Below are 17,052 nucleotides of genomic sequence, written 5' to 3'. Positions count from 1 at the left end.
CGGCTGAAGGCACCCCTCCCCTCAGGGTTCACACAGCGCCGTCCCGAACAGCTCGGCCCATGTCGCCGGCGAGTCATCACCGGACAGCAGACGAACCTTGCTTTCGGCGCAGATGTCCCGCCACAACGGATCCACCCTGCCGGAAACCACCAGCACGGCGATCGCCGAAACCTCGCGGACGGCCAGGCGATGCCGGTATTCGAGCACCTGGCCGAGGCCGAGGCGTAGCTGCTCCACGTCATTGCCGCCGACCACGCTCTTCACCTCGGCGATGAACTGCCGCCCCTCGGCGTCCCGCCACGCGAGATCCACCGGCACACCGTGCAGTCCGGCTCCGCCTCGCAGGCCACTGGCGGCGAGGTGGTCGATCACCAGTCGGCAGAGCCGGTCATGCTCGTCGACCCCGGCGCGGTACGCCTCCGCGTCGAACGATCGCTGCAGCGGCAGGTCGGCAGGCACGGTCACCCCGTTGTACGGGCGGTCGAAGCCTTGCACCGCGGCCGGCTCACTGCCAGTCTCGACCTCCGTCAGGCACTCGGCCGCCTGCCACGCCCGACCCACCACCTCGGGTCGGTAGCGACCCTCGAACGAGAACGGCCCGGCAGCCACCCAACAGGCCAGCAGCCGCAGTCCGGCGATCACCGGTGGCTGCCGCAGCAGCCAGAGCGCGGTGTCCAGGTCAGGGCAGCGGACGAGAAGCTTCTCCTCGGCGAGGGTTTTCGTGCCGTCCTCCAACACCTCGATGCCGTGCCGCTCCCACTCCTCCAGGTCGAGGATCCCGGCATCCATGGCGAGGCCCACCGGTGCGGCGTGCAACCGCAGCCATACCGCCTCACCCGACTCGTACAGCCCGAGGATCTCCAGTACTCCGACCGTCAGCCGCAGCACCGGTGCGCTGTCGTCCAGGCGCGACAGGATCCAGTACCTTCCGGCGGTGCTGGCCGCCTCGGGCACCACGGTACGAGCGACCCAGCCGGCGAGCGCCCAGGAACGGCGGCGGCTCTCGTCCAGCCCAGCCGACCAGGCATCATCGATGTCGACCGGCGACGGATCGACCGGTGCCGCGGCGGGCTCAGCGAAGACCCACGCGGCAAGGTCGGCAGGATCGAGGAGTTGCCAGAGCCGGGACCGACGGGACGCCAGCATCTCGGCCACCTCGTCCACGTCGGCGGCATTCCACCAGCTCTCGACGTCTGGTGTCTCCGTCGATTCGATCACCGTTTCCACCCCTCGAAGTCGTCGGGTCAGCGTGCCCGCCGGTGCCGGCGCACGTACGTGAAGCCGTCGCGAAGTGGCCGGTCGACGACCTCGGCGGCGCGGATCGCCTCGCGGTGCGCCTCGATCTGCTCCGCCGAGGCGTGCGCACCCGCCGGCAGCCGCCGTACGAAGCCGTCCACCCAGTGGTCACGGCGCGGCGATCGGGCCTCCTGCCGGTGGTCCGGGTGCGGGGCGAGGCTCACCACTTTCGGGACGTAGCGCAGGAGCTCGACGCGGGACTCACCGGCTCGCGGCGGATAGCTGGGCAACCCGTTGCGGTCCAGGCTTCCTCGTACCCTCCCGATTCGCCGCTCACGAATCAGGTCCTCCACAGCGGGATGGATGCGACCCACGCGGCTTTGCGGCAAGCCCAGCTCACGGCAGTTACGTACGAGCGCCTTCTCGGCCAGGATGGCGCTCCCGTCAGGGCTGAGATGGCCGAGCTTACGCAGCGTCCGCATGACCCATCCCGCGTCGGAGAGGTCGGGCACCCCGGCCCCCTGCTCCGCTCCCGGCGCAGTTTCCCGGACGACCACGCGGATGTCGTAGCGGTGCCGGTAGGTCAGTTCGTCGACCCGCTCGGGGCGAGGCAGTAGGTCGGTACCGGCCAGAATCGCATCGTCACCCGGACGCCAGGTGAAGCTGACCAGGGTCCCCGGAAGCAGACCCGGCGGCCACACCACGCCATGCAGCTCCCACCTTCCGCCAACATGCCGGATCAACACGTCGCTCTCAGCCCGCTCGTCCTGCTCGGCGTGACCCGGATGATGGACAGCAAGCCGGAGGCGGCTGTCAGCGGCGGGCGGTGTCGTCATTCCAGCGGGAATGGCGCACCAGCCCCCGTTGATCTGGGCCCGCCCTACCGCCGCCGTCCACCGAAGTTCCCCGGCTTTCGAACCCGCGGGACTCCACTGCCCAGCCTCGGCTAGCCGTGGCAGCTGAGCCCGCGACTCTGCCGTCTCACGCAGGTCCTCGGAGATCTCATCCGCCAGTGACTTCACCGCCTGCGCGCCACCGGTCTCACGCCCGGCTTCAAGAACGACCGCTGCCAGGCGTTGTGCCGCGGTCGAACCCCGATGTGGTCCGGGGCAGCGGTCAGCGTCGACGAAGGTCTTGCCAGATCGCGCGACCAGCGCAGCGAGCAGATCACGTGTGCGTTGCGACACCGGAAACCCCAAGGCATCGGGTACGAGCCCGGCAGCAACCACATACCTCACGACGGAAGCCGCCCGCTCGTCACGACAGGCAATGTGTACGTTCGACAGTTCGCCACCCAGGTCCAAGACACCACGACACGTCGCGTGGAGCCAGGCGTCATGCTCGTTGACCGCGTGGTCGGCCCCGGTGCCCAGTTCGCCGTACTCCGTCACCCAGGCGAACCCGAATCGCCCCTCGCCGCGGTACGCGAGGTCCACCACACCGATGACCCGCGCCAGGTCGGTCGGCACCTGCTTGAGCAGGTCGGGACAGAGGAAGGCGGCCCGCTCGTGCCCGCACCGCGCCAATTCCGTCGACGACACTCCTTCGACAGGGCGCGCATTCGGCGCGAGCGGCTCTGCTGCGGGCAGTTCCACCGCCGCCAGCCGGAACCGCACCGCTTCCCCGATCGACGACACACAACCAGCCCGGCGCTCGCAGTCACGCCGTTGCGGGCATCCTCTCCGGTGCTCCTCGATCGCTCGGTCGACGTGTCGTGCCAGGTCGGAATCGCTCTTGCGGACCGCCCGGGTCGCCTCGGCCAGGCAGTCTGATCGAAGCTTCGGCATTCCCCGTGCCCGATGGATTCGGGTGGCCTGAACTTGCAGGTCCTCCACCATCAGTTGGGCCTCGAGGCAGCGCGCGCTGGCCCGCGCATGTGTCTCGCCAGCCCGTCGCAGACGTGTCGAGACCTCCTTGCCGCGCCCGCTGCTCGGGTCGGCCTGAAGTGACCGGTACGCGCGCTCAGTCTCCGCCAGGATTTCATCAGCGCAGGCTGCCCACTGTTCGGCCACGGCCGGGTGCGCCAGCGCTTCGTCGTACTGCCAGCGGTTAACGTCGGCCATAGCTTCACGCGTGAAGTCCGCCTGGCTCAGTTTCCGCAGGCGCTTCACCTCGGCAGGCACTTCCGGCGCGACCGGCTTCTCATGCAGGCGCAGCCAGGCCCAGATGTCGGTGGCCGGCGGGTCAAGATCGACGAGACGTAGCCCCCGACGGCGAAGCACCTGGGCGAGCGCCGCGTCGAAGGTGCTGCCGGCAACGTCACAGACCACCTGCGTCGGCAAGGACTCCGGCCGCGAGTCAGCGGAGGCCTGCTCGCCCCGGACATGCCGGCGAGAGGCACGGAAGCTCTCGGACGCTTCCACGCGCCGGAGCGCCAACTCATCGCGGGTGCGGCTCAGCGTCTCGGGGGCCCGGCCGCCGGTCAGTTCGGCGATCCGGACCTCGATCTCGAGCAGCCCCTCCGCGTATCTGATGGCGGCGATGGAGGCGGGCTCACCGGCACGCCGGCGGTAGAGCTCCTGCTCGGACGGGGACAGCTCCTTCCCCTCGGCGACGGAACGGTGCAGCGCGGCGAGCCACACCATGTCCCGGGGCAGCGGGCTGGCCGGCCGGTGCGTCTCAGGCTGCGCTCTCGCTGAGGTTCCGGCGGCCTTCGCCTTCGGGGCCACGCTCTTACCGGATCCCACCGACCCGCCGTAACAATGACCGCAGAGCAGACGGGACCAGTCCCCACCGATGGTGACCACCGAGCTGGACATGTTGGTGCGCTGGCACCTCGAACAGCGGAAGGTCAGCGGCTTGTTGAGGGTGTACCGCTGCAGTTCCCCCAGCGTGGGGTGCACTTTCCTGATCTGGTACCCGGAGGGGGGCCGTGATGCCATGCTGCCTTCCACGACAACGAGACTTCTCACGTACGGGTGTCCCTGACCCGCCCCTCATGAGCAGGGCGGGTCAGGGGCCAGGAGCCGGTGGTTCAGTTGTCAGGCCACCGCAATCGAGGGTTTCAGTCCTTCTCGTCGCGTTTCTCGTCGTCCCCGCGCCAGCGGAGCCCTCGCTCGGCGATCCGGCTGGAGAGCTTGCCCGTCGCCCATTTGGCACGGCCGAGCGTGTCGTTGCCGAGGCGCACGGCAGCACCGACGCCGTCTGCCCCTGTCTCGAGCGCCTTGTCCCGCGCCTCCATGGCCGCGTCCGTCCATCGTCTCGCCTCCGATGACTGGCGAGCGCCCTCGATCCCGAGCCGCCCGTGGAACTCGACGATGGCGACCGAGACATGGTTGCTCGACTTCACCACAGCCGGGGAGTCCAGCGGATTCAGCAGCACCTTGGCGTTGGCTCTGCCCGCGGCCGCTTCCATGCGGGCCAGCAGGCGCAAGGTGCACCGGGAGATGAGTTCGAGCCGGTTCTGCCGGGCAGTCCTCAGCCCGAGGCGATGCCCGTCCAACTCCCCGGGCGACGCGTCCAGCACGCGATCGAGTTCGAGCACGGCGATCGCGTCCTGCAGCTGGAAGCAGCGGGCCAGGACAACGAGCCACTCCTGTCCCTTGGACTCTGCTTCCCTGGCCGCCTTGGCGAGATCACCGATCGTGGTCTTGCGCTCCAGCTTCTCCGCGAGCGCGTCGAGCTGACGCAGCGCGTACGCCTGGGTTTCTGCGATCGTCGCCGGCGCGCCCTGCACCTTTGACCACGTGACCTCGTCGACCCGGCCCCTCGCCTCTCGGATGGTCATGGCCTCCTCGAGGACGAAGCCCACGCCGATCATGCGGGCCAACACGGCGTCCTTCTGGGCGCGGAGCACATCGTCGACCTTCTCGTCGATCTTGGCGAGATAGTCGGTGATCTCTTTCATGCTCTGTTGCATCGCAAGCTGCGCCATGATCCCCGCTGCACCGGCCAGCAGCGCCGGATTGCCCGCGATCGCGCCGGGCCCCTTCGAGATCTGGAGCCACTTCTGGATCGAGCCCGGATCCCCCACCATCGCGTGGCTGACCCCTGGGGTCTTGGTCGGCATCAGACCGAACTTGTGGACAGTCTGCGCGGACTCCTTGGTCAGCTGCACCCAGCGACCCGAGTGGGCGGCGATCTCGGAACCCGCCTGTGCCGCTGCCGCCCCGGCACTGAGGACAGACCCGAGCCGAGGCAGTCCGAGGTCCGTCGACGGCAGTTCCTCAGCGACGAGGAAACGTTCGACGGCCGTCGGATCTCCGATGACCGCCAGTCCATCGCCGTCACTGATCAGCTGAATCTCGTTACCCATTGTCGGCTCCTGACGTACGGAAGGGGTAGGCAGCGACGCCCTCTGCTCTGTTCACTGCTTCGCCTTCCGGCCGCGGGTGGCCTTGGGCGGGCGCCACGAGGTCAAGGTCTCGTCGGTGAGGTGCAGGCGGTTGGTGGTTTCGGCGAGGAAGCCGGCGTAGATGTCCGCCGGCGAGGCACCCCACTCCGGGTCGAACTCGCCGTGCCACTGGCGTACCCAGGGCAGGATCTCGCGCAACCCCGCGACCAGCGGAAGCAGCCGGTCGGCGGCCCAGCCGTCCTCCTGCTCGCGCGCGACGATCAGGGTGGCGAGGGCCTGGGCCTGCTCGCGGTGGTCCCAGCCGGCCCAGCCGACCAGCAGGGACGGGTCACCGTCGCGGCTGGCACCCGGGTACGAGACGAACCGCTCCTTGGGCACGTCGAGCTTGCCCCGGTGCCGCCAGAAGCTGGTCTTGAGGAAGTCCGCCGAGGTGTACTTCGGCGGCACCGGGATCTGCTTGCGGAACTCCCGCTTCGCCGCCTCGTCAGGCAGCGCGTCCTCCTGCCGCTGCAGGTCCCACACGTGCTCCCAGTCGGCCCGCTTGGACAGGCCGGAGTCCTTGTAGCGCAGCGCGGCCAGGTGCGGCACGTGCTCGTCGGCGACCAGGTCGGCGATCACCTTGCCGAGATCCTGACCGGGCGCGTAGATGCCGGCGACGGTCAGCACGTCATCGTCGCGGCGCAGCTCGTCGGCGAGCTGGGCGGTGGTCAGCGGGCGCGGCTGTTCGAGGCCGTCGACGTGGTGGTACCACAGCTCCCGCGCCTCGCACCGGTCCAGCAGCCAGTCGCGCAGCGCCTTCGCCTGCATCGCGTCCCAGCCAGCCGTCTCCCAGGTGCGCTTGTTATCAGGCCGCTCGATCAACCCGATGTTGCGGTTGCCCTCGATGACCGCGATCCGCCCCTCCACGATCGCCCGGTACTCGTCCGACCAGTGCGCCGGTAGCTCGGTGATCGGCGTAGAACCGAAGTCCCGGAACCAGCGCGTCTCCACCTCGCCGTCCCTCATCATGCGGGCCAGCACGATCTCGAACGCCCGCTCCCCCAGCTTCAACTCCGGCGCAGAACCGGCCGGGGCAGTCAACTCCTCGTCCAGCAGCCCGTAGAGCGAGTAGACCTGCCAGTCCAACTCCTCCTGCAGCGCGATCATCCGCGCCCGGACCGAGCGCCACTCCCGCTCGGCGGCATGGAGCCGCTCGCGGGTGGGTACGCCAGAGGCAGCGACCGCAGCCGGAGTGAGCGTCGCGAGGCGCTGCGCCAGGCCGTCGATCTCCCGACTGAGTCCAAGGGGGTACGCCGACGGCAGCGGAAAGGCTTGTAGCTTGGCCGCAGCGAACTCGTAGAAGTCTCGCCACTTTTCGCCCTTGGAGTAACCACCGCCGGGTCCGCCCTTGTTATGGCTAACCTGCTTGAGCCAGAAGCAGGCGGTCGAGCTATTGAGCACCCCGAGCAGCCGCAGGTGATCGTCCTCCGACGCACCCTCCGAGAGCTTAATCACGGGCGCGGTCTGCTTGAACACCTTGTTGCCACGGTCCAGGACAAAGTGGTTGTGGGTTGCCACAAAAGCGAAGGAGATAGAGAGTGGAACGCGAAGCTTGCTGGCCGTTAGGCGGCCGTACTCACTCCAGCGAAGTCCGCCGCCAACCTTAGTTTTACCTCCAAACAGAATGCTGTTGGCGAGCACATTACGCGCCGGCCACAAATATTTGAGGACCGGGATATCTTGCTCCACAGCCACTGGACGAAAGTCGCTGTCGTATGGGAAGACCGCCACCTCGCCAAGGGCGATCCCCCAGTCTCGAAGCAGGTCTCCCTCGATCATCGGTCGAGTTCGACCAGAATCCAGGGAGCGCCGCCCTGCAGCCCTAGGAGGAAGGAGATAAATCTCATCGCCAAGCGTGAAGCATGTAATACCAACGGAGTCGGCCACGCTTCCCAGCGACACGAGCCCACGCCCTTCAATCGATTGCTGGACATCGCTCGCACCACCTCCACTAAGACTCCAGGGATGACTGGCCAACTTCCGACGCTCAAGATCGATTACACTTACCCACTGGCTTTCAGAGCCGGGCAGCTTGGTTTGCCGGGTGATCGCCTGCCAAACTTCGCCCTTGCTGGGATCAATCGGCACGCCGGGCTCCCCCCGGATGCCCATGACCGTGCGGATCGTGCCAGCCCGTCCTCGGTTGGTGTTGCGGCCGATGAGAATGACGGTCGGGGTGCCGTGTCCAGGGATGTACGAGCCGGATGTGTCGATAACGTGGGTCAGGTTAACGTCGACGGCGAACAGCTTTTCGATCATCTTCTTGCCGAACTCGCGCTTCATGAACGAGTTGGCCGTGATCTGCCCGACGTGCCCCGCACCCTTGCCCTCTCCGTCGCCTGGCTTGGCAAGCTGGAAGAATCGCTGAGCGAAGGGCACCGACAGGGCGTACTTGCCGGAGCACGCGTCGTACATCTCGCGGTAGGCCTCGTTGAGGCCCTTGTCCTTCACGGTGATGTAGGGCGGGTTGCCCACCACGACGTGGTAGCGGCCGGGGCTGAGGATGCCGGAGTACTCCTGCACGTCCTCGGTCGCATAGGCGAACTCGGTCATCGGGTCCTCGCCGAACAGCATGTCCTGCCGCCGCTTGATCAGCGAGTCGCCGACCGCTAGGTGCATCGGGAAGACGTACCCAGCCGAGTCGGGAAGGGCCTTGACGCCGCTGGCGCGGAGGGCGGCGACGAGGAGGCGGAAGCGGGCGATGGCCACCGCGAAGGGGTTGATGTCGACGCCATGGACGGCGTCGAGGGCGAGGCGCACTCGCTCGTGGGGGTCGCGGTTGGGGGCGTGCCGCTCCCATTCCTTCAGCAGGCGGTGGAAGGCTCCGAGGACGAAGTGGCCCGATCCGCAGGTCGGGTCGATCATCTTGACCACGTCGTGACCGAACTCTTCGATCGCCGGGGTGAGCGTCAGGTCGAGGATGAACTCCTCGACGAACTCCGGCGTCTGGAGCAGCGCGTAGGTCTTCTTGGCGTACTCAGAAAGGTCCTGATAGAGGTCGCCAAGGAACCGTGTGTCCCACAACTCGTCGCGGAACTTGTGCACCAGGTCGCCCTGCTCGGTGCGCCGGCGCCAGAAGCCGATCAGCTCCCTGGCCGCGTCGTGCGAGAGCGGGATCTGGTAGAGCGGGTTGTGCCGCTTGTCGAAGAGCGACTTGCCGGCCTGGGTGCTGGCGATGGAGTCAAAGCCGTGGTGCAGCCAGTCGCGCAGGGTCTTGTCGGGCTGGTCGCGGAAGAACTGCGCCTCGGCCTCCTCGGCGAGGACCAGGCGGTCCCCCGCACCGGCCAGGTAGGGGTCCGGCAGCAAGCCGTTGTCCTCGCAGAAGCGTACGAAGACGGTGCCGAGCACCCAGGCGACAGCCACCTGAGTGACCCGCTCGTCCCGCCAGGCCGCCCAGGTGGCGGCGGTACGCCCGACCTTGAAGGCGTGGTCATACTCGCCGCGCAGGCGGAGGCGCACCTCCTCGACCGACTCGGCCTGCTCCCGCAGGTCCTTTTCCAGGTTCTTGACCTGCTTCTGCAGGTCGGACAAGAGCAGCTTCCGGTCGATCACGCGAGAACTCTAGTCGTCCCGCTCACGGGACGCAGGTACCCGTAAGGCCCAATCTGCCTGACAGGTCGCTACCTACGGCTCCCGCATCCAGGTCTTCGGGTCAGTGACGAAGACGCCCTTGCCCTGCTGGCGTCGGATCACCCGCAGCGCTTCAAGACGGACGTATGCCAGCTGCACGGTTCCGTAGCTGACGCCGTAGTCGGCGCGAGTCTGTGCGACCGACGGCAGTCGGTCGCCTGGCTTCAGCTTCCCCGATTTGACGTCGGCCATCACGTCGGCGGCGATGCGGAGGTATTCGGCTGATTCGGGCATGTCACTCCTCGCGTGGCAACCCGAATTCGATCACAACTCGAATGGCTAAACAACGTGCTTTGACTTCCCTGTGTTCCCTAGTTATGTTGGAGCGGAACCGCTTCTCGCGTGGCAACGAGTTCGGTTCATCCCCCTGGTCGGGGCGGGTGCGCGTGCCCGTCCCGACCCACCGAACTGCTTCGCTGCCGTACCGCTGATCTCAAGCTGCGGCCGCGGAGCGGGCGGGTCGTCCGCGGCCAGCGTGCGGACGGCCCGCCCTTCCAGACCCGCCGCACCGACCCTCCGCGCTTCCGCCTGCCCCGGAAAGGACCGACGTGACCCAGGTGTATCGATCCGGCCAGCTCTACGGGACCGGCCTGCCGGCCCGGTTGACCCCGCACGAGGTGCGGAACCGCACGTTCGACCCGCGCCGCCGGGGCGTCGACCACGATCAAGTACGTGAGTTCCAGGCCCTGGTCGCCGACGAGCTGACCGACCTCCACCGGCGGGTACGCCTGCTCACCGAGGAGAACGACCGGCTGAAGCGGGCGCTGCGGGACTGGCAGACCATGCACGCCCGCGAGTGCCGGCCACCGAACCAGGGTCACTGGTAGCGGTGCGACCGCAACCGGGTGACCTGCTGCGGATCGACGGGCGCGCCTCGGTGCAGTTCGCCGGTGACCGCGCCCTGACCTTCCGCGTCGTCTCGGTCTGCCCCAAGCCGACGTACACCGGCTGGGTGTGGCTGACCGGCTACGTCATCGACCGGCGCGGCCAGGCGATCGACCGGCGCGAGATCTTCGTCCAGCTGGCCGGCCTCCACCGCGCCACCAGCACCCCGGCCCCGAGCCGCTCTCGCGTCTCCCGCCCCTATGCTTCCGCGCATGACCAAGGTGACGGCGGAGCAGCTCGCGACGGCTCGGGGCTGCGTGCTCGGGCTGATGCTCGGTGACGCGATCGGCGCGACCGGAGGAAACGTGCCTGCCAGCGGGACGCTACGAGCCACCAGCGCCGGCCAACTCGCCTGCTTCACCGTCGAGGGCATCATCCGAGCCAACATCCGAGGCACCCACAAGGGCATCTGTCATCCGCCCAGCGTGGTGCGGCACGCGTACACCAGGTGGGCGGCGCTGCAGGGCATCCCAGGGATCAAACGCTGGCAGGAGGAAGACTGGCCGGACGGCTGGCTCGCCCAGGTGCCGGCGCTGGCGGTCCGGCGAGGATCCGCGCCGGCCACGGTTTCCGCCCTGCAGGCCCAGCCGATCTGGGGCGCCGAAGACCTCACCTGGCACAGCACAGGGGCACACGCGCTCACCCGCATCCTGCCTGCGGGCCTCAACAGATGGTGGGGGCCCGAGCCGGGACGATTCGCGGCAGAGGTTGCCTCTACCACGCACGGGCCCGAGGCGGCAGACGCCGCCGCTCTGGGCGCAACAGTGGTGGCGAACCTCGTCAAAGGTCAGACCATCGATAAGGCGACGGAGCTGGCACAGCGGGAGTGTCAGTCGTTCACAAAGGTCATGACGGGGCTGCCGCTCTCGGCGGCCCTACACGCCGCACGGGACCAGCCACGGCAGCTCCAGGTCCTGACTCAGCTCGTGCCAGATTCCAGAGCCGCGTCGGCGTTGGCCGGAGCCGTCTACGTCGCCCTCTCCTATGCCGACCCCGCCCAGCTCCTCGACGCCCTGATGTTCGCGGCCTCCGTGCCGCACGGCAGGCACGTGGCCGTCGCTGCGGGGGCTTTCCTTGGCGCCGCGCACGGTGTCGAGGCCCTCCCCGTCGGCCTGGTCTCGCGACTGGAGCTGGCCTGGGTCGCCGACGTGCTCGCGCGGGACCTTCTCAGCGAGTTCCTGGACGGGCCGTCCGGCAGCGGCTACGACGACCCGCCCGATCCGCGGTGGTGGGACCGCTACCCCGGCTGGTAGCCAGGCAGCCGCCAGCGGGCACCGGTCAGCAGAATCTCGTCGGGCAGAGCCAGCCCGGCACGTTGAAGTCATCGTCATCGTTGTGCGGCCTCGACGGGAGCTGTCCGCCGTCGTTCCCGTAGGGGCGGCTGGTTCGCGGTGCCTGCTTGACCGTCACGACGATCAGACGGCCGACCCGGAGAGACTGGCCTGCGGAGGGAATACTGCCGACAGTGACCGAGCTGAACTCGTATGCCTGCTTCAGCCCCGCTCGGGCCTTGGTCTCCTCGGCTGGCTCCCAGCCGTCGATCAGGTACTTGTCCACGGGATCGCTTGCGTACTTCGGCGCCTGACCCTTCGCGTATCGGAACAAAACGAGTTCGCTCATCCCGGCGAGCGCCCCCTTCGGCTGCACCAGCGTGTCGGCCGGCTTGCCCTTGGACAGGCTGGGCATCTTGGGATGCGCGGTGAACCAGACGGCCTCCTCGTTCTTGAGCACCAGTACGGTGACCTCGGACCCTGGCGCGACCGGCGAGCCGGCGGGCGGCTCTGTCGCCACCACGGTCCAGTTCTTCTCGACGTACACGTGCCGATCGAGCGGCGAGGCGTCCTGCAGCGTCGAGCGCAGACCCGCGCCACGGATCAGGCTTGCGGCGGCGTAGGGCTCGCTCCCGACCGCATCGGGAACGATGGGAAGCGCGAAGGTGGATGGCGACGTCGACGGCGTTGGCGACGGAGCCGATGAGGTCGCCACCTGCAGCGCTGACGCGCGGGTCGTCTCCTGCTCCGCGAACACGGCGGGATAGACGGCTGCCCCGAATGCGACGGAGGCCAGCGCGACGAAGCCGGCACCGAGGGCCCTGGCAGTCGACGGTGCGTGTTCACTGCCGCGACGCAGCAGCCAGGTGGCAACCACCGACAGTCCCCAGACCGCCCCGATGACCGGCGCCAAGAACAACCCCACCAACACGGCCACCACTACCCAGGCAGCCCGACCCGGATCCTCGTTCTTCCCCACCAGAATTCGCCCCTCTTGCTGCCAGAACTCGGAACCGACCGAGCGCGGAGCAAGATCCTAATCGCGTGGCCTCCCGGAGCCCAGAGCTAAGTGAGGACGTTGCTGCGATGGGCGTTGACGACCCAGGCGTCCGGGAGGGCGATCCACTCGTTGTCGCCCACCCGCACCACGGCACCGTCCAGCTTGGGCAGCGTCGCCGGGTCCTCCATCGGGCAGAGCAACCACACGTCACCCGAACCAGCCCGCGCCATATCGGCCAGCTCGTAGAGCCGCTCCATCGCCCGGTACCGGGCCAGCACCGCCGCGTCGTGCAGCAGCACCGGCCCCGCGTCGGCGCTCAACTGCGCCCGCAGCGCCGGCACGGCCACCTGCCACGCCTGCTCGACGTACTCCCCCAGCTTGATGGCACCGCGGGAGCCCGGCTCGGCGATGTCGGCGCCGACCACGGTCTCCCAGGTGGGCTTCGGCTTCGCGTCGACCAGGCCGCGCAGCTCCCGCAGGAACACCGCCGCCACGCTGACCGGTCGGGCGTCGAAGCGCCGGACCAGTTCCTCGCGGGCCGGCGCGTACCGGTTGAGGCGTACCGTCAGTGCCCGGAACCCGCCCGCGGACCTGGCCCCCGTCAGCCGTTCCTCGGCCCGCATGGCCGCCGCCAGCTCCGGCGACTCCGCTGCCCACCGGCTCGGCGCGTTGGTGGCCGAGGGGCGCCGCTGGATGATCGACATCGAGGACGAGCCGGCGCGGGGCGGCGGCGCGAGATAGTGGCCGCGGTCCCAGCGCAGCTCGAAGCCCGCCTCGGCGAGCAGCCGGTCCAGCTTCGGGTGCGGTGGCAGGGGCGCCAGCTCGGGGAAGCGCGCCGAGACCCGCTGTTGCACAAGCTCCGGGCTGAGGGCGCGCTGATTCTCCGACGCCGGTGGCACCACGCCCGCCTGGGCGAGCCGCAGCGCCCGTACCGGGTCGAGGTCGCGCGGGTAGAGCTCCAGCCGCGCGGTGGCGGCGGCGCGCTCGGACGCCACCGCGGCGAGCAGGACCCGCCGCCGCTCGTCGATCACGTCGGCCGCGCCGCCGGGCGCGTTCACCGTGGCGAGGGTACGCATGACCGTGGCCGCGCTGGGCAGCACGTCGCTGGCGGCGAGCCGGTCGGCGGCCTTGCCGAGCGCGTCGGCGTAGTCGAGCAGCGCGGGCGCGGCCGGGGTGTCCGGCGCGTCGTCCTCGCCCGCCTCGAGGGCCACGAGGAGCCGGTCGCCGCGCGGGTGTGGCTTGCCGTCGATGTCGGCGCGGGCGTGCCGGCGCAGCAGCAGCCGCGGCTCCTCCTCGAGGGCGTCGATCTCGACGGCGGCCCGCACGGCGGCGACCGCGACGGCCAGCCGCAGATCGTCGCCGGTGCGGACCGAACCGCGGCTGGTCAGCAGCGCCGTGGCCAGCTCGGCGGCGCCCATCACCCGGCCGCCGTCGCGCAGCAGCTCGATGATCTGGGTACGCACGCTGCCCACCACGGGAAGGTCGTGCCAGCGCTTGCGCTGCTTGCCGAGGATCTGGGCGATCCGGCCGGGGGTCACGCCGACGGTGGTGGCCACCAGCGGCTGCTGCGGCCAGAGCGGCAGGGCCGGCAGCGCGCCGGACTCGTCGGGCAGGTTCAGCAGCAGCCGGGTCGCCTCGACCTCGGCGGTGTTGCGGCCGTTCTTCGCCGGCACGAGCAGGGTCGCGATCGCGTCGAGGCCGACGCGTACCAGCTCGGCGTCGCCGGTCCCGGCGGCGGTCTCCGTGGCCACCTCGGCGGTGGCCGCCTTGCGGGCGGCCGCCGAGGTCGGGATGGTCTCCCGCTCCCCCAGCCGGTTGCGCCACTCCTTGACCCGGCGTTGCAGCTCCTTGCGGGTCTTGGCGCCGAGACCGGGCAGCGTGGCGAACGTGTTGTTGCCCACGGCGAGCAGCTCACCGACGGTGCTGGCCTCCACCCGGTGCGCGGCGGAGACCGCCCGCGGCGTGAGACCGGCGGCCTCCAGGGCGGTCGCGCGGGTGGCCTTGGCGGCGGCCTCCTCGCGGGCCTGCTCGGCCGCCTTCTCGTCCGGCTCCTCGGCCTCGATCTCCGGGTGGTCGGAGCCGACCGGGGCGCTGGCGTCGGAGCGGCGGAACACCTGCTGCCAGGCGTCGCGCATGTCCTTGAGCGAGGCGAAGCGGCGCCGGTGGTCGCGGTGCAGGGCCTGGTGGAAGAACTCCACGAGCCCGTCGCGGACGGCCGGGTCGAACGCCTCGGCGGCCAGCACCGGCGGGCCCTCGGTGAGCTGCGGCTCGGTGCCGCCGTCGCCCCAGACCGGCAGCTCGCCGGAGGCCATCTCGTGCAGGGTGACGGCGAGGGCGTACCACTCGGCGTGCTTGTCGTAGACCTGGCGGCTGGCGGTGCCGAGGAACGGGTCCAGGTAGCGGGGGGTGCCGGCGGCGAGCTCCTTGACCGAGACCCCGGCCAGGGAGAAGTCGAAGAGCACGAGCTGGCGGGTGCGGTTGGGGCGGACCCGGATGGCGATGTTGTCCGGCTTGATGTCCCGGTGGTAGACGCCCTCGCCCTCCAGGTAGTCGAGCGCGCCGAACAGGTAGTCGCTGTAGGTCTCCAGCTCGTCGACGGTGAGCCGGCCCTCGTCGCGCAGCTTGCGGGCCAGCGTCAGCTCGCCGGCGTGTTCGAGGACGATCACCGTACGGTTGGCGACCTGCAGCGGCTCCGGCCGGGCCAGCCGGATCACCCGGGAGTCGGTGAGCGGCCGGAGCACCCGGGCCTCATGGGCGAGCCGGCCGGCCTTCTCGTCGGAGAGACCGACCTTGAGCACCTCATCCCGGCCGGTGCGCTCGTTGTGGGCGAGGAACGCCCGGCAGGTCGAGCCGGTTCCCAGCCGCTTCTTGATCTTCCATTCCGCGACCCGGTCCCCACCGCGGGCTTCCAGCGGGTCGGTCTCCTCCGGCTCGGGTTCCTCCGGTTGCACCGAGGCGGGCGGCGGTGCGGTCAGCTCGTTCTCGACCTCTTCGAGCATCTCGACGAAGTCGGCGACCGTGGTGAGGCGCTGGGCGGGCACCGGGGCGGTGGCCGCCTGGATCAGCTCGTCGGCGAACTCGCTGATTCCATCGGTCACCGACGAGGGAAGCAGGCCGTTGTCCCGGGCGATCCGGGACAGCAGTTCCTGGCGCTTCGCGGCCGGCGGCTGACCGGTGAGGATCAGGTACGCCAGGGCGCCCAGCCCGAAGACGTCCATGGCGACCGGGTCCGGCCGGGGCGCGGTCAGCTCCGGTGCCAGGTACGCCTCGGCGGAGCGCTCGATGTGCGAGGCGGCGTGCGAGGAGAGGGTGGCGGGGTCCCCACTGCTGCCCCCGGCCGAGTCGGCGGTGCGGGTGGCGGTCTGCCAGTCGCTGAGCTGCAACTGCGGGACCAGCCACGCCTCCTCTTCGCTGCCGCCACGGCGCTTCGGCCCCGGGGTGACCAGGACGCTGCGGGCGGATAGAGCACGGTGGTGCAGCCGGCGCCCGTGTGCGTACGCGACCGCCTCCGCGAGCTGCCGGATCATCGCCAGCCGGCTGAGCGGCTCCAGCTTGTCGCCGTACTGGGCGATGTAGTGGTCCAGCCGCATCGACCGGGGGTCGTGGCGGAAGATCAACGCCGGCCCGGCCTCGTGCGACTCCATCGAGTCGACCCGCACGATGCCCGGGTGGTTGACACCGTGCAGGACCGTCATCTCCCGCTTGGCGGCCCGCTCGATGCTCGCCCGCTCGGCCTGCACGGCGTTCCGCTCGACCAGGTAGATGCGGATGCGGCGGCGTTCCCGCTCCAGGTCACGGTGGCGGGCGTGGTGGTCCTGCCAGGTGGGGCCCAGGTCGAACGGCCGGGGCTCCAACTGCCACGACCCGACCTCGTAGTGCTTGCGGCTACGCGCGATGCCGACCGCCTCGAGCAGGTCGGGCAGGGCCGCGGACAGCTCCTTGGTGACCCGCTGCTTCTCGTCCTGCGGAGGGCGCGTCAGGAGTGCGGTGATGGTGGGCAGCTTGCCGGGCTGATGCCCGGGCGCCGGCTCGGGACCGTAGATGCCATGCAGGTGGTGGTCGGAAAGCTGGACGTTCAGGCCCGGCTTGGACAGGAACACGGCAGCCTGGACGAACGGGATCTTGACCGGCGATCCCTTGCGCTGGTTGGCGGCGACCTGGAGCAGGGACTTCAGCTTCTTCGCCTTGGCGTCGGCGAGGTGCAGCGGGTTGTCGAACGTCCGCGTACCGCCGGGATTGTGCAGGATCCAGTTGGAGCCGCTGGAGATCAGGCGGCCGGTCAGGCTCTTGATCTCGATCAGGTAGAGCCCGCCCGGTCCCGCCACCAGCAGGTCGACCTCGTAGGGGTGGCCGGTCTGGGCGGTGAAGGTGAAGTTCGACCATGCCCGGTAGGGCTCGCTGTCCGGCAGCAACGCCTGGACGTGTGCGAGCGCCTCCCGCTCGTGCGTGAACTGCGACGGGGTGATCGTCGTCCACCGGCCTTCCTGCATGACGGAGATCCTAGGCCCACTCCCCGGCGTCCCGGTGAAGCCAGGTCAGGGGCACGATCCTCGACCCCGATCCCGCCGCCCGCGCGGCTGCCGTCCGCCGCCGTGTCGACTTGTTAGCGTGGGACGGCGGAGCACCGGCGGGTGCCTCCGCACACCCCTCACCCGACCGCACGGCCGGCACCGCAACGGCCGGGCGACGCGCGGCTG

10 protein-coding genes are annotated in these 17,052 nt (G+C 69.7%); 3 read left to right on the top strand and 7 right to left on the bottom strand.

Annotated elements, in window-relative coordinates; all coding sequences use genetic code 11:
* Positions 1-21: 21 nt before the first annotated feature.
* From FXF50_RS01480 to FXF50_RS01460, 5 genes are all read right to left on the bottom strand, one after another.
* The gene (locus FXF50_RS01480) at positions 22-1,218 is read right to left on the bottom strand and encodes a hypothetical protein (protein ID WP_148425368.1); all 1,197 of its coding nucleotides are present in this window, start codon (positions 1,216-1,218) and stop codon (positions 22-24) included.
* 26 nt (positions 1,219-1,244) lie between these two features.
* The gene (locus FXF50_RS29140) at positions 1,245-4,130 is read right to left on the bottom strand and encodes a hypothetical protein (RefSeq protein ID WP_187399464.1); all 2,886 of its coding nucleotides are present in this window, start codon (positions 4,128-4,130) and stop codon (positions 1,245-1,247) included.
* A gap of 110 nt (positions 4,131-4,240) precedes the next feature.
* Positions 4,241-5,491: a hypothetical protein gene (locus FXF50_RS01470; RefSeq protein WP_148425367.1), complete on the bottom strand. Its 1,251-nt coding sequence runs from the start codon at positions 5,489-5,491 to the stop codon at positions 4,241-4,243.
* A 51-nt stretch (positions 5,492-5,542) separates the two neighbouring features.
* The gene (gene pglX, locus FXF50_RS01465; RefSeq protein ID WP_148425366.1) at positions 5,543-9,121 is read right to left on the bottom strand and encodes a BREX-2 system adenine-specific DNA-methyltransferase PglX; all 3,579 of its coding nucleotides are present in this window, start codon (positions 9,119-9,121) and stop codon (positions 5,543-5,545) included.
* Positions 9,122-9,193: 72 nt separating this feature from the next.
* Complete coding sequence (locus FXF50_RS01460) at positions 9,194-9,433, bottom strand: winged helix-turn-helix domain-containing protein (protein WP_123242114.1); 240 nt, start codon at positions 9,431-9,433, stop codon at positions 9,194-9,196.
* 314 nt (positions 9,434-9,747) lie between these two features.
* Between FXF50_RS01460 and FXF50_RS01455 the strand changes: the two genes are divergently transcribed.
* Genes FXF50_RS01455 through FXF50_RS01445 form a run of 3 tightly spaced genes read left to right on the top strand, consistent with a single transcriptional unit; the run spans position 9,748 to position 11,337 of the window.
* Positions 9,748-10,026, top strand: a complete 279-nt coding sequence (locus FXF50_RS01455; RefSeq protein ID WP_255509829.1) for a DivIVA domain-containing protein — start codon at positions 9,748-9,750, stop codon at positions 10,024-10,026.
* Positions 10,027-10,028: 2 nt separating this feature from the next.
* Entirely contained in the window at positions 10,029-10,364 is a 336-nt protein-coding gene (locus FXF50_RS01450) for a hypothetical protein (protein WP_255509828.1), read from the top strand.
* Entirely contained in the window at positions 10,297-11,337 is a 1,041-nt protein-coding gene (locus tag FXF50_RS01445) for an ADP-ribosylglycohydrolase family protein (RefSeq protein WP_222865962.1), read from the top strand. Before FXF50_RS01450 ends, FXF50_RS01445 begins: the two co-directional genes overlap by 68 nt.
* 25 nt (positions 11,338-11,362) lie before the next feature.
* Here FXF50_RS01445 and FXF50_RS01440 read toward each other — a convergent pair whose 3' ends face one another.
* The gene (locus tag FXF50_RS01440) at positions 11,363-12,334 is read right to left on the bottom strand and encodes a PASTA domain-containing protein (RefSeq protein WP_187399463.1); all 972 of its coding nucleotides are present in this window, start codon (positions 12,332-12,334) and stop codon (positions 11,363-11,365) included.
* An 86-nt stretch (positions 12,335-12,420) separates the two neighbouring features.
* Entirely contained in the window at positions 12,421-16,845 is a 4,425-nt protein-coding gene (gene pglW, locus FXF50_RS01435) for a BREX system serine/threonine kinase PglW (RefSeq protein ID WP_148425363.1), read from the bottom strand.
* Positions 16,846-17,052: the final 207 nt, after the last annotated feature.

It is taken from the genome of Micromonospora sp. AP08, assembly GCF_008085935.1.
Taxonomy (GTDB): Bacteria; Actinomycetota; Actinomycetes; order Mycobacteriales; family Micromonosporaceae; genus Micromonospora; species Micromonospora chersina.
The sequence above is the reverse complement of the archived record's forward strand: the minus strand, read 5'-3'. Positions and strand labels throughout refer to the sequence as shown.

What these genes read in the sequence shown, in the direction of transcription:
- FXF50_RS01460 (WP_123242114.1), bottom strand. Translation starts at nt 9,433, where the DNA reads ATGCCCGAATCAGCCGAATACCTCCGCATCGCCGCCGACGTGATGGCC.
- FXF50_RS01445 (WP_222865962.1), top strand. Translation starts at nt 10,297, where the DNA reads ATGACCAAGGTGACGGCGGAGCAGCTCGCGACGGCTCGGGGCTGCGTG.
- pglW (WP_148425363.1), bottom strand. Translation starts at nt 16,845, where the DNA reads ATGCAGGAAGGCCGGTGGACGACGATCACCCCGTCGCAGTTCACGCAC.
- FXF50_RS01470 (WP_148425367.1), bottom strand. Translation starts at nt 5,491, where the DNA reads ATGGGTAACGAGATTCAGCTGATCAGTGACGGCGATGGACTGGCGGTC.